Here is a 13465-nt window from a genome sequence, read left to right on the forward strand (position 1 = left end):
AGGAGCCACTCATGAAGCCAATGCCAAAGATGAAGACCCTGTTTGCCGCCATGGCGGCCAGCGCCACCCTGTTTTCCGCCGCTACCGTACAGGCCCAGGAGCGCCTGCTGATCGGTTCGACCTCCAGCTCGTCTAGCCACTACGGCTATTTCGTCGCCGTCAACCAGATCATCAACAGCCAGGTTGAGGGCGTCAGCGCCTCGGTGGCGGAGACCGGCGCCACCGTCGACAACCTGCGCCGCCTGAGCCGCAACCAGGTCGACATGGGCCTGGTGACCACCAACACCGGCTACCACGCCTATGCGGGGCAGCAGGATTTCGAGGGCCGCCCGGTCGACAGCCGCCTGCTGTGGGTCTATACCGTGGCGCCCCAGAACGTGGTGATTCGCGAGGACGCCGATGTCTCCTCTCTCGAGGGGCTCGACGGCGTGCGCTTCAACCCGGGCATCACCGGTTCGGCCACCGAGAGCACCACCGAAGCGGTATTCGAGACCCTGGGCATTGCGCCTGACTACGTGCGCGGCTCGACTACCGACGTGGTCGACTCCATCAAGGACGGCCGCATCATGGGCTACGTCAAATCCGGGGTCGGCAACAAGCTCGACGGCTCGACCATGGACATCGCCACCTTCACGCCGGTCGAGGTGCTGTCGCTCTCCGACGAGCAGGCCGAGACCCTGCGCGCCGAGATGCCCGACCTGGCCGTGGTCGACATTCCCGAAGGCGCGGGCGAGGGCGTCCCGGCCTATACCACCTGGGCCTTCGGCGTTGCCGTGCACGCCCACCCGGACCTCGACGAGGAGACTGCCTACCAGATCGTCAAGGCGGTGATGGAGAACCCCGAGCCGCAGGCCAATGCCTTCTCGGCGGTACGTGACGAGGATCTGGCGCAGATGACCCTGGATGTCGGCACCGTGCCGCTGCATGCCGGCGCGGCGCGTTACTTCGAGGAGCAGGGCCTGGAAATTCCCGACGCCCTGCGGCCCGTCGAGTAACGCCAGGAGGCGATTGCCATGCGCGAGAACCTGACCAAGCTGCTGGCCCTCGCATTGGGCGGGCTGATTCTCTATACCTCGGCGACCGGCCCCTTCGAGAGCCTGGTCCAGCGGGCCATCTTTCTGGCGCTGGTTATCCTGCTGGGGCTGACGCTCTATCCGCTCGGGGGAGGGCGGCGCTGGCGGCCGCTGGGGCTGGCCGTCGACCTCGCGCTGGCGCTCGGCACGGTGCTGGCCTGCGGCTACGTGGCGATGAACCATGAGCGGATCCTCGTCGAGCTGCCCTGGGCCACGCCGCGAGACATGCTGTTCACCGCCGTGCTGGTGGTGACTGTGCTGGAGCTCTCTCGGCGTGCCATCGGCGCGATCTTCCCGCTGCTGGTGCTGGCGGGGCTGGCCTATGCCTGGCTCGGGGCGGCGATCCCCGGGCCGCTGGGGCATCGCGGCTTCGATATGCTCTTCATCACCGAGACGCTCTACCTGGGTGATCTTGGCGTGTGGGGCATGCTGGTCGGCGTGGCGGCCACCACCATCGCCGCCTTCGTGTTGTTCGGCTGCCTGCTGCTGCACACCGGTGGCGGCCAGACCTTCATGGATCTGGCGCTGCGCATCAGCGGCCGTTCGCCGGGCGGCGCCGCCAAGGTCGCCACCGTGGCCTCGGGACTGTTCGGCATGGTCAGTGGCAGCGCCGTGGCCAACGTGGCCACCACCGGCAACTTCACCATCCCGATGATGAAGCGGCTCAACTATCCGGCGCCCTTCGCTTCGGGAGTGGAAGCGGTGGCCTCCACCGGCGGCCAGATCGCGCCGCCGATCCTCGGCGCGGCGGCCTTCATCATGGCCGAGATCCTGGGTGAGAGTTACCTGCGCATCGCGCTGGCCGCGCTGCTGCCGGCCATCCTGTTCTACCTCGGCGTGTTCCTGACCATTCACCTGGTGGCGCGGCGGCGCAACCTGCAGGTGGTACCCGACGACGAGCTGCCGAGCTGGCCGGCGGTGCTGCGCCCAGAGCGCATCGTACCGATCCTGGCGGCGCTGGGCGGACTCTTCTACGGCGTGCTTTCGGGACGCTCGATCCAGATGTCGGCCTTCTACGGCATCCTGATGACGGTGCTGACATTCGTGCCCTTCGCCCTGCTGGCGCGTACGCCGCTGCGCGAGATCGCCGGCAAGCTGTTCGCTGGGCTGATCGATGCCGGCAAGGGCATGGTGATCATCGGCGTGCTGCTGGCCGGCGCGCAGATGCTGGTGGCGATGATTGGCATGACCGGCATTGGCGTGACGCTGGCCAGCCTGATCGTCGACGTGGGCGGGCAGTCGCTGTTCCTGGTGGCCTTCATCGTCGGCGGCGTGTGCCTGATCCTGGGCATGGGCATTCCCACCACGGCGGCCTATGTCCTGGTCGCCTCGGTGCTGGCACCGGCGCTGACCACCATCGGCGTCGAGCCGCTGATCGCCCACCTGTTCGTGTTCTACTTCGCCACGCTGTCGGTGATCACGCCGCCGGTGTGCGTGGCGGTCTTCGTCGCGGCGGGCATCGCCGGTACCAACTGGCTGCCGGCGGCGGGCGAGGCGGTACGCCTGGCGGCGGCGATCTACGTGATTCCCTTCCTGTTGCTGATCTATCCGGCCCTGGCCGGCTTCGGCAGTGCCCTTGATGTCGTGCTGGCCTGCTCCCAGGGCGTGGTGTTCGTGGTCGCCTTCGCCGCGCTGATGTCGCGGGTGGCGATGACCGGTAACCGGCTGATAGACGTGGTGGGGCTCGTACTGGTGGTGGGCCTGGCGCTGATACCCGGCTGGCTGACCACGGCCGGGGCGCTGCTGCTGTTGGTGGTGCTCTTCGCCCGGCGCCGCCAGCGCCTGGTGGCGGCCTCGCCCACGCCGGGTGAGAAGAAACCCGATGTGCACCCAGGCATCTCGGCCAAGGAGACCCACTCATGACCTTCCTGCTGGGCAGCGGGGCCGGGTTCTCCGGCGACCGCACCGATGCGGCGATACCGGTGGTGGCGGAGCTGATCCGCCGTGGTCAGCCCGCGGCGCTGATCTTCGAGACCTTGGGCGAGCGCACGTTGGCAGCCGCCCATCGCGCCATGCGCGACGATCCCGAGGCCGGCTTCGAGCCGCTACTGGAAGAGCTGCTGGCGCCGGTTCTCGACGACTGCCTGAAACACGGCATTGCCATTCTCGGCAACTTCGGCGCGGCCAACCCGGAGGGTGCCTGCCGCCTGGTAGCCGGGCTGGTCGCCGACACCGAGCGGGGTACCGCCAGCATCGGTCAGGTGCACGGCGACGACATCCGCGCACGCCTCGGTGAGCTGGAGCTGCAGCGCTGGGAAGCGGAGAGCCGCGAACTGCCCGGTGAGGAGGCGCTGATCTCGGCCAACGTCTATCTGGGCGCGGCGCCCCTGGTCGAGGCGCTCGCACTCGGCGCCGAGGTGGTGGTCAGCGGCCGGGTGGCCGACCCGGCGCTGTTCCTGGCGCCACTGGTGCACCACTTCGGCTGGGCCTGGGACGACTGGGACCGCCTGGCCGCCGGCATGATGGCGGGTCATCTGGGCGAGTGCGGTGCCCAGGTCACCGGGGGGTACTTCGCCGATCCAGGCGTCAAGGATGTTCCCGGCCTGGCCACGGTGGGCTACCCCATCATCGAAGTGGAGGAGGATGGCAGCCTGGTGGTGACCAAGCCCGCCGGCACTGGCGGCATGGTCACCGCACGCACGGTCAAGGAGCAGTTGCTCTACGAGGTGCACGACCCCGCCAACTACCTGACCCCCGACGTGGTGGTGGACCTCTCCGCAGTGACTGTTCGCGAGATCGGTCCCGATCGGGTGGCGGTGAGCGGCATTCGCGGCAAGCCGGCGCCACAGCGGCTCAAGACCACCGTCTGCTACGAGGGTGGCTGGCAGGGCGAGGCGGAGATCTCCTACGCCGGGCCCAATGCCCTGGCCCGGGCGCAACTGGCTGCCGAGGTGCTGCGCGAACGGCTGGCTTTTCGTGCGCCGTCGGAGTTGCGCTCGCGGCTCGATATCGTCGGCCATGCCAGCGTCTTCGACAGCGATGCCGGCGACCTGCAGCGCTCGGTGCAGGGCAATGCCAGCGGCGACTATCGTCTGCGCCTGGCTGCCGAGCATGCCGAGCGCCGCTGGGTGGAGCGTGCCACCCAGGAGCTGCTGGCGCTCTATTGCGCCGGTCCGGCCGGTGGCGGCGGGGTGCGCCGCCAGTATCAGCGGCGCGTGTGTACGGCGTCCTACCTGGTCAAACGTAGCGACGTGAACGCCTTCGCTACGCTGTTCGATGCCAGCCTTTTCGAGACGAAGATGGCCAACGAGAGGAGGGCCGCTCATGCCAACTGAGGCCAATCGGGTGATGCCAAGTGCCACAGCAGGGCGAGAGGTGCCGCTGCACCGCCTGGCCCATGCCCGCGCCGGCGACAAGGGGGATCGTCTCAACCTGGCGCTGTTCGCCTACGAGCCGCAGCATTACCAGGCGCTGGTGGCGCAGGTGACCGAGGAGCGGGTGCTGGCGCTATTCGCTCATCGCGGGGCCAGTCGCGTTCGACGCTACCTGATGCCGGGGCTGTGCGGCATGAATCTGGTGATCGACGACGTGCTGCAGGGCGGGGTCAACGGTGCCCTGAACCTGGACGGCCACGGCAAGACGCTGTCGTTCCTGCTTCTGGGAATGAGCGTGGTGACCGAGTAGAGGTGAGGGTCCACTGAAAGGTAAAGCGCCTGGCCGGGTTTGCGGAACCCGGCCAGGCGCCGTTTTTTGGCAATGAACTGTCAATGCAAGACTCGACCGCCGAAGGCAGACTGCCGGGCGAGCGGCGCTCAGCGCAGTGACAGTGCACCGGCATTGGTGTCTTCGCCCACCGCGTCGGTGTAGGCCTTGGCCTCCTCGGCTTCGACCTCGGTCGAGAAGCGCACGACCAGGGCGCACAGCGAGGCGATCACCACGGCGATGCCCAGATAGAACAGCCCCTGCTGGTAGGAGATCGTCTCCGAGCGGAACAGGAAGCCGGCTGCCACGGCGCCGGCGTTGCCACCGGCGCCGACGATGCCGGCTACCGCGCCCAGCGCCTTCTTGTTGATGAAGGGCACCACACCGAAGGTCGCCCCTTCAGCCATCTGCACGAACAGGCTGAACACCAGCATGATGCCGATGGCATATGACAGCACGTGCATCTGCGAGAAGAACATCAGCGCGATGCCTTCGCAGAGCATGGCGATGAACAGCCAGCGTACCCGCCCCTTGAGCCCGCCAGTGCGGGCGAACAGGTCGGAGAAGATACCCCCCAGGGTGCGCGCGAAGATGTTCATCAGCCCGAACAGGCCGGCGATCATGCCCGCGGTGGCCAGGGTCAGGTCGAAGTTGTCGAAGAAGTAGATGGCGGCGATGTTGTTGATCGTCAGTTCGACGCCGAAGCAGGCGGCATACACCACGAACAGTGCCCACACGCGGATGTCCTTGGCCGCGGCCTTGAAACTAGCGCCCATGCCGTGTTCACCGTTGGCTTCGGCAAGCTCGCCGCGGGCGCGAAGCTCGGCGAAGTTGCCGTCGGGGGCATCCTGGGTAAAGCGGTAGTAGGCGATACCGGCGAAGAACAGCACCACCCCCGGGACCATCATCGCCAGGCGCCAGCCGAGCGCCTCGTTGACGCCGAGCATCAGGATGCCGGAGAAGATCAGCGGCATCAGGATCTGCGTGGTACCTCCACCCAGGTTGCCCCAGCCGGCCGAGGTGGCGTTGGCGGTGCCGACCACGTTGGGCGCGAACATCACCGAAGTGTGGTACTGGGTGATAACGAAAGAGGCACCGATGGCGCCGATGGCCAGGCGCGCCAGGAAGAAGGTTTCGAAGCTCGAGGCCAGGCCGATGCCCATGACCGGCAGCGAACCCAGGCACAGCAGCCAGGTGTAGGCCTTGCGCGGCCCGATGCGGTCGCACAGTACGCCCATTACCAGGCGCACCAGGATGGTGATTGCCACCGAGGCAATGATGGTATTGCCGATCTGGGTCTTGGTCAGGCCCAGGTCGTCGCGCACGACGGCCATCAGCGGGGCGATGCCGAACCAGCCGAAGAAACAGAGATGGAAGGCGAGCCAGGAGAAGTGGAAGGCGCGCATCTGGGGGGTGCGCAGGTTCAGGAGGCGAATGCGGTTCGCCTTGTTGCGAATTTCCATGGGCTTTGACCTCGTACGGATTGCCGATACGTGTTTTCGCCCTTCTCCGTTGAAGGTCAGGTCTGACGCACTCGTACTTCCTCAGGAAGTCTGGTCCACGCCTACCCAGCATTGACTTATGTCAAGCAACCTGCTTGCCATATCACTATCATATTCTTTTAAAACATTGGGTTGTGGTTTGATGGGGGAGGAAGAGAGTGGCCGGGAGCGCGTGTCGACGTGATAAGAATGGTGCAGTGCCGCAGAGCGATGCCCCCTGCTGGTGCCAATAGGGGGCTCTCTCCGTTCACGCCGATTCAGTACATGGCCAGCTGCGTGGGGGATCGGTCGCAGCTAAGGAAGGCCGAGTTATCCAACCACTCGGGATCGGGGTAATAGGCAAACAGGTAGTGATCCTCCTTGATGCTGTCGATCAGGGGATAGGTCACTTCCTGGCGCACGGCGGGGCAACCGTGGCTGCGGCCCAGTCGTCCGGTTTTCTGGATGAAGGATTCACTGACGTAATCGGCGCCATGAATCACTATGGCGCGCTGGTAGGCCAGGTCGTTGACGCCAGCTTCCAGCCCCTCCAGGCGTAGCGAATAACCGTTGCTGCCGTAGTAGCTGTTCATGGTGCGAAACAGTCCCAGGCTCGACTGGTAACTCTCGGGCGTGTTGGAGAACTGCGTGGCTTCGGCATCACCCGAACCACGGCCATGGGAAACCAGCTCTTCGAACAGCAGCCGTTCTCGTGCCAGGTCGAAGACCCATAGGCGCGGCTCGCTCGAAGGGCGCGAGAAGTCGATGACCGCCAGCCGCTCGGCGTCGGGCTCGGCGCAGGCCAAGGCGCTGGCGGCAAGCTTGAGTACCTGGGGGTCGGCATCCGGCGCGAGGCGGGTCAGGGTCTGGCTCAGCAGCGGCTGGGGCGAGGAGAGCCCGGCCTGGGCGAGGAAATCGCCGGCCTGGGCGGAGGGCAGGGCAGCCAGCAGGGAGGCCGCCAGGGTCGATAGCGAAAGTGGCAGTGTGAGGTGAAAACGCATCGAGCATGCCTGTAACGTGGATTCCACATGTCGTGCATGCGGAAACGCGAAAATTTTAAATAAGGTAAGTAAGGTAGATGGGCCGGCTGGTTTGCCGACATGTACCAGGCACTATTATGCGGAGAGTGGCCAGGAAGGCCAAACCAGCCATCAACGGAGCAGGAGCCATAGATGCGGCTAATTACATGGATGGGGATCTGGGGAATGCTGCTGCTTGGGGCTGGGCCGCTGGCCTGGGCCGAGCAGGAGGCGTCAGGGCGGGGTGCCGATGCCGGTGGCATCACCGGCGAGCTGGTCCGGCAGGTCGCCGAGCAGGACCCGCGTATGCAGGATTTTTATGCGCTACGTGACTATCGTCCTGCCTGGCAGGATGCCGACGCGGTGGCTGCGTTCACTTCGGCGCTACATACCCTCGAAAGTGATGGGCTTCATCCTCAGGATTATTGCCCGGATGAGTTGAGGAATCGGCATCGAGCGGTCTATGAGGACGGTGCCGATGTCGAGGCGCAGGCGCAATATGACCTGTTTGCCACGCGACAGCTGCTGATGGCGCTCGATCATCTGCAGCGCGGCAAGGTCGACCCCGAAGCGCTCGATACCGGCTGGGAAGTGCCAGTTTCGCCTCCCGAATTCTCCCTGGCGACTGTATCCGGTGCCGTGGACCAGCAGAGATTCGAGGCGCTGATCAGCGAAGTGCGGCCGGGTTTCGTTCCCTACCAGCGGCTGCGGTCGGGGCTGGCGCGCTATCGCAATATCGAGAAACTGGGCGGCTGGCCGCGCCTGCCGGAGCGGCAGCAGGCGTTGCGTCCGGGGGACGTCGACGAAGATGTCCCGCTGTTGCGCGAGCGCCTGGCGGTCATCGGTGAACTCGAAATACTGATCGCCGATAACGATGTCTTTCCTGGTGGCGAGCTCGTGGCGCCTGACCCGCGACGCTACGATGCCAGCCTCGAGGCCGCGGTAAAGCGCTTCCAGCGTCGGCACCTGCTGGAGGCGGACGGGATCGTCGGGCGCCAGACCCTGGCTGCACTCAACGTTCCGGTGGAGCGCCGTATCGACCAGATTCGCCTCAACATGGAACGCGCCCGCTGGCTGTTGCACGGCTTGCCGGAGTCTTTCGTGCTGGTCGACATTGCCGGCTACCGGCTCAGTTATTATCGCCCTGACGGCCAGATCTGGCGTTCACGCATCGTGGTGGGGCGGCCCTATCGGCGTACGCCCTCGCTACGCTCGGAAATCACCCACTTGACGGTGAACCCCACCTGGACGATACCGCCCACCATCAAGCGCGAGGACGTATTACCCAAGGTGCGGCAGGATCTCGGCTATCTGTGGCGCGAGCGGATTCAGGTGCTGAGCCCGTCGGGTACGCCTCTCGACCCGTGGGAGATCGACTGGGACAATCCCGGCAACATCGTCCTGCGCCAGGCTCCGGGGCCACAGAATGCCCTGGGACAACTCGTCATCCGCTTTCCCAATGACCATATGGTCTATCTCCACGATACACCGGCCCAAGATCTCTTTTCTCGCGAACAGCGTGCCTTCAGCTCCGGCTGCATCCGTGTCGAGAACATTCGCGAGCTGGGCCAGCTGCTGCTAGACGATACCCACAGCGATCACGACGTAGAGGGGCGAATAGATAGCGGCGAGACGCAGAACGTACGCCTGGCCAATCGCATGCCGATCATCATCCACTACTGGACGGTGAACCCCGGCGAGGATGGTGAACTCTCGTTCCGTCCCGACATCTACGAACGCGACGACGATTTGCTACGAGCGTTGGATCGCCCGCTGGTGCTGTGAGATAACGAAAGGGGAAGGCCCCGGCCACCTCCTGTGGCCGGGGCCGAGGCTAAGCCAGGGGGGCCCCGCAGCGCGGACAGAACTCAGTGGAGCGTTCACCAGCCTCGAGGACGGTGGCGGAAGCCTCAGCGGTTTCCGGCTTGCCGAGGGCGAAACGCTCCGGGTCGAGCGGCACCAGCTTGCCGCGCTCCCAGCGCAGGCCGATATCCTTGAGCATGCGTGGGTCGCAGTCGCGCAGCAGGGCATCGCGCTGACGGTTGGCGTAGAAGCTGCGTACGGCGCGAAGCAGGCGACGGGTTGTGCGTAGTGCTGCCATGATCTCGGTCTCCTTGAGTCAGGGAGGCCGGGAACTTGAGCGCGACGGGCGAGAAATGGGAGTTCAGGCTTGGCCGCGACAAGTGCCGCGGCCAGCGTCCTTCAAGTGTCGTCGTTTCGACGGCCGGCACACGGCAGCAGCAAACGGGTACGCATCGCGCAATTGTTTACGCGATGTTGCCAGTTTGCCTTGTTGCCAATGGATAGCCAGCGCATGAGGAACGCGTCTCGATTGAGAGGGTTGAATTGTGCCGCATCGGCGATGCGACTCTTTTCTTATAGCCAAGCGCTCAACAAGCGTCAACCGATAAGTCGAGCAAGTAGATCAGGCTTTGTACGAAAAGTCGGCGAGCGCAGACAGTTTTCGTAAAGCCTAGCGGTAGCCTTCGGCCTGCAGCCGAAACAGCCGAGCATAGCGGCCGTTCTGCGTCATCAGGCTATCGTGGTCGCCGCGCTCGATGACCTCGCCGCCATCGATCACCAGGATCTGGTCGGCGGCACGCACCGTGGAGAAGCGGTGCGAGATGAGAATGGTCATCTTGTCGCGACGGTGCTCGCGGAAGTCGGCATAGACGGCGGCCTCGGCGGCGGCGTCCATGGCTGCGGTGGGTTCGTCGAGCACCAGAATGTCGGCGCTCTCGCGCATGTAGGCCCGCGCCAGGGCGATCTTCTGCCACTGGCCGCCGGAGAGCTCCTGCCCCCCCTTGAACCAGCGACCCAGCTGGGTGTGGTAGCCGCCGGGCATATCGCGGATGAATTCATCGGCCAGCCCGCGCTCGGCCGCTTCGTGCCAGCGTGCCTCGTCGGCGAAGGCCTCGACATCTCCGGCACCCAGGTTTTCCCCCACTTTGAGCTGGTAGCGCACGAAGTCCTGGAAGATCACGCCGATGCGTCGCCGCAGGGTGTGGACGTCCCACTCGCGCAGGTCGCTGCCGTCGAGCAGGATGCGGCCTTCGCTGGGCTCGTAGAGGCGGGTGAGCAACTTGATCAGGGTGGTCTTGCCGGAACCGTTGGCACCCACCAGCGCCAGGCTGTGGCCCGGTGTGAGGTGCAGTGATACGTCGTGCAGCGCCGCTGCCGCTGCACCGGGATAGGTGAAGCTCACGCCTTCGAAGCGAATGCCGTCACCGGGCCTAACGCCGCGGGTGCGGGTACCGCCTTCGGCAGCCACCGGCTGCTCCAGGTACTCGTAGAGATTCGACAGGTAGAGGTTGTCCTCGTACATGCCGCTGATCGAGGTGAGGCTGGCCGACAGCGCCGCCTGGCCCTGCTTGAACACCATCAGGTACATGGTCATCTCGCCCAGGGTCAGCGTACCCGAGATCGTTTCCACCACCACCCAGGCATAGGCGCCATAGAACGCCAGCGTGCCCAGCAGGCCGAGCAGGAAGCCCCAGCTCTCGCGGCGAATCGTCAGGCGCCGGTCCTCGCCGTAAAGCATGTCGAAGATGCGCCGGTAGCGCTCGAGCAGCAACGGCTCCAGCCCGAACAGCTTGACCTCCTTGATGCTGTCTTCCCGGGCCAGCACGGTCTCCAGGTACATCTGCATGCGGGTCTGGGGCGAGCGCCAGCGGAACAGGCGGAAGGCATCGCCGGAGAACTTGGCTTCCGAAACGAATACCGGCAGCGCGCCGAGCACCAGAATCCCGATTGCCCAGGGCGAGAACTGCACCAGCAGCACGCCGAAGCTGGCCAGCGAGATGCCGTTCTGCGCGAGCGAAAAGGTCTTGTTAACCAGCCCCAGCGGTCGGGTCGATGCCTCGCGCCGGGCGCGGGTGAGCTTGTCGTAGAACTCGCTGTCTTCGAACTGGGCAAGCGACAGCGTGCCGGCCTTCTCGAGGATCATCACGTTGACCTTCTGACCGAGCAGTGCGCGCAGCAGCGACTGCTGGGCCGAGAGGCCGCGCTGAGCCAGGGCGATGACGGCGATCACTCCGGCTTCCGCCAGCACGTAGCGCATTACCGGCCAGGTCGACTCGAAGCTCGGCGAGGTGCCGGTATCGCGGTGGTGGGCCATGGCAGCGACCACCGAGTCGACGATCAGTTGGCCGACCCAGGCGGCCACCGCCGGCAACACGCCAGCGATCAGGGTACAGGCCGCGAGCCCCAGGGTGAGCATGTGTGAGGTTTGCCACACCAGCGCCAAGGCACGGCGGCTGTAACGGAACACGCCGAAGAAGGCCGTCAGGCGTTGACCGCCGGGAGGCGGTGGGGCGGGCGAAGTGCGGCGCATGGGCGGTGTGGGGAGAGAGCTCCGGTTCAAGGAACGACGCCCTGCTCGGAAGCAGGGCGTCGCATGTCATGCTGGCGGCTGATCGAGATGCGATCAGTCGTCGTCGCTTTCGGCGTCGGCTGAGGTTTGAGCCACCACAGGGCCGGTCTGGCCGGAGCGCAGTGTGGCAAGCAGCGGCTCCGCTTCGCGCTGGAAGGCCACCAGACGCTCACCCTCGAGGCTCTGGCTCTCTGGCAGCTCGACCTTCATGGCATCGACAGCGTTGTTGTTGACGATGACCTCGTAATGCAGGTGAGGCCCGGTGCTGCGGCCGGTGTTGCCGGACAGCGCGATGCGTTCCCCCATCGAGACGCGGTCGCCGCGATTCACCATTGCGCGCGAGAGATGGAGGTAGCGAGTGCGGTAGCCGTTGTCGTGGCGAACCACGATGTAGCGACCCGCCATGGGGTGGTTGCCTACCTTCTCGACGCGACCGTCAGCTGGGGCGACGACCGGTGTGCCGATGGGCATGGCCCAGTCGGTGCCGCGATGCGGACTGACGCGCCCGGTGACCGGATGCAGGCGGCGCGGGTTGAAACTTGAGCTCAAGCGGTAGCTGCCCTCGAAGGGGTAGCGGCTGAAGGCCGGGTCGAGGCTCTGCCCGTCGGGCGTGTAGAAGTTGTTGTCTTCGCTGTTGCGTACCAGCGTGAGGTCCATGCGGGCGCCCTGGTACTCGATGGCGAGCACACGGGAGTCGAAGCTGGTGCCGTCAATGATGTCGGATTCGATCAGCACTTGGAACTCGTCGCCACGGCGTGTGTCGCGACGAAAATCGAGCTTCTTCTCCAGCAGGCGCGATATCTGGGCCACTTCGGTGCTGGAGAGGCCGGTGGCCTGGGCGGAGCGGGCAAAGCTGCCGCTGACGCTGCCTGCGAACAGCCGCTGGGTGGCCTCGCCGGCACGCTCGATGGTGGCGACATCGAAACCGTCTCCGTCGCGTTCGAGCATGTAGCCTTCGCGAGCATTCTTCATGATTCGCAGGGCCAGTAGCCGATCCTGCTCGTCGAGCTGGTACTCGAAGGTGTTGCCGACTCGCCAATGGGTCAGCAGACGCTGGTCCGGCATGTCCTCGAGCAGGAGCATGGCTTCGCTGTAGCCAAGTCCGAGTTCGTTCTGGGCCAGCACGGCGAAGGTATCGCCCTGCTGTACGGTATAGGTGCGCCATTCCGGCACGTGGGGTTCGGCGGCGGCGATCTCATCATCGAAGTGGATCGGGCCATCATCGAACAGTGCCAGCTCCTCGTCCGGGTAGTCTTCGTAGGAGGTCGCGTCGGCGGCCAGCGCCTCGTCGTCGGTATACGTGTCGTCGAGCATGCCACTGGCCAGGGTGCCGATCACCATGGCCATGTGCAGCGCACCGGAATCCAGCTCCGTTGCCAGTTCGATGCCGCTGTCAACGCCGGTCGTGGCGGGGCGGGCGGTAGCGGCATCGAACTCGGCAGCGGTCGGAGCCGGGGAGGGGGCTTGCCCCGCCTGGGCCACGGCGACCCCGGAGAGGTCGACGATCTCGCTGGGCTGCAACTGGGAGAGAGGGATGTAGTCTCGGGTGGCGTCGATGGCCTGAGTAGCGATCTCTATGGCATCGGCGACGGAGTAACGTTCGCTGTTGAGAGCGGGGAGGCCGGGATGAGCCTCGGGCGAGAGAGGGAAGAGAACGGTTTCGGGAACCTGCCCCTCTCGCTGGGTATTCTCGACGAGGGTAACGATTTTTTGAGCGCCCAGCACGGTCACCATGGTGGCGACGGGTAGCAGCAGTAACTTATGCGTGCGGGGCAGCGAATGGAGGATTCGCAACATGGGCATTGGCCATAAAAAAAGATGACAAGAATATAAAAAGCCTGGGGAACCTTAACCCATGATATATGGCCTGCCTAGACT

At 65.3% G+C, this 13465-nt stretch carries 10 protein-coding genes; 5 read left to right on the forward strand and 5 right to left on the reverse strand.

Annotated elements, in window-relative coordinates; all coding sequences use genetic code 11:
- The first annotated feature begins 11 nt into the window (after positions 1-11).
- From KPL81_RS20220 to KPL81_RS20235, 4 genes are read left to right on the forward strand one after another with little or no spacing between them, the layout of a single operon-like run.
- A complete protein-coding gene (locus KPL81_RS20220; protein ID WP_240549415.1) occupies positions 12-995 on the forward strand; it encodes a TAXI family TRAP transporter solute-binding subunit in 984 nt (327 codons plus the stop codon).
- Positions 996-1013: 18 nt separating this feature from the next.
- Positions 1014-2936, forward strand: a complete 1923-nt coding sequence (locus tag KPL81_RS20225; protein ID WP_219793659.1) for a TRAP transporter permease — start codon at positions 1014-1016, stop codon at positions 2934-2936.
- A complete protein-coding gene (locus tag KPL81_RS20230) occupies positions 2933-4348 on the forward strand; it encodes an acyclic terpene utilization AtuA family protein (protein WP_219793660.1) in 1416 nt (471 codons plus the stop codon). The genes KPL81_RS20225 and KPL81_RS20230 overlap by 4 nt, the downstream gene beginning before the upstream one ends.
- On the forward strand, positions 4338-4697 hold the full coding sequence (locus tag KPL81_RS20235) for an AtuA-related protein (RefSeq protein ID WP_240549416.1): 360 nt from the start codon (positions 4338-4340) through the stop codon (positions 4695-4697). The genes KPL81_RS20230 and KPL81_RS20235 overlap by 11 nt, the downstream gene beginning before the upstream one ends.
- A 128-nt stretch (positions 4698-4825) precedes the next feature.
- Here the strand turns inward: KPL81_RS20235 and KPL81_RS20240 are convergent, their stop codons facing one another.
- Complete coding sequence (locus KPL81_RS20240) at positions 4826-6178, reverse strand: MFS transporter (RefSeq protein ID WP_219793661.1); 1353 nt, start codon at positions 6176-6178, stop codon at positions 4826-4828.
- A gap of 296 nt (positions 6179-6474) precedes the next feature.
- Positions 6475-7197 carry a murein L,D-transpeptidase catalytic domain family protein gene (locus KPL81_RS20245; RefSeq protein ID WP_219793662.1) on the reverse strand — a complete coding sequence of 241 codons (723 nt, stop codon included), beginning with the start codon at positions 7195-7197 and terminating at the stop codon, positions 6475-6477.
- 171 nt (positions 7198-7368) lie between these two features.
- Here KPL81_RS20245 and KPL81_RS20250 point away from each other — a divergent pair, with 171 nt between their 5' ends.
- Positions 7369-9000 (forward strand): L,D-transpeptidase family protein, encoded by a 1632-nt coding sequence (locus KPL81_RS20250; protein ID WP_240549417.1) that lies wholly within the window; start codon positions 7369-7371, stop codon positions 8998-9000.
- A 49-nt stretch (positions 9001-9049) separates the two neighbouring features.
- Here KPL81_RS20250 and KPL81_RS20255 read toward each other — a convergent pair whose 3' ends face one another.
- The 3 genes from KPL81_RS20255 to KPL81_RS20265 form a co-directional block, all read right to left on the reverse strand.
- A complete protein-coding gene (locus tag KPL81_RS20255) occupies positions 9050-9316 on the reverse strand; it encodes a hypothetical protein (RefSeq protein WP_219793663.1) in 267 nt (88 codons plus the stop codon).
- Between the two features lie 372 nt (positions 9317-9688).
- Positions 9689-11548 carry an ABC transporter ATP-binding protein gene (locus KPL81_RS20260; protein WP_219793710.1) on the reverse strand — a complete coding sequence of 620 codons (1860 nt, stop codon included), beginning with the start codon at positions 11546-11548 and terminating at the stop codon, positions 9689-9691.
- A gap of 93 nt (positions 11549-11641) precedes the next feature.
- Positions 11642-13384, reverse strand: a complete 1743-nt coding sequence (locus KPL81_RS20265) for a peptidoglycan DD-metalloendopeptidase family protein (RefSeq protein WP_219793664.1) — start codon at positions 13382-13384, stop codon at positions 11642-11644.
- Positions 13385-13465: the final 81 nt, after the last annotated feature.

Origin of the sequence: Billgrantia antri (assembly GCF_019430905.1) — a bacterium.
In the GTDB taxonomy this organism is placed as follows: Bacteria; Pseudomonadota; Gammaproteobacteria; order Pseudomonadales; family Halomonadaceae; genus Halomonas; species Halomonas antri.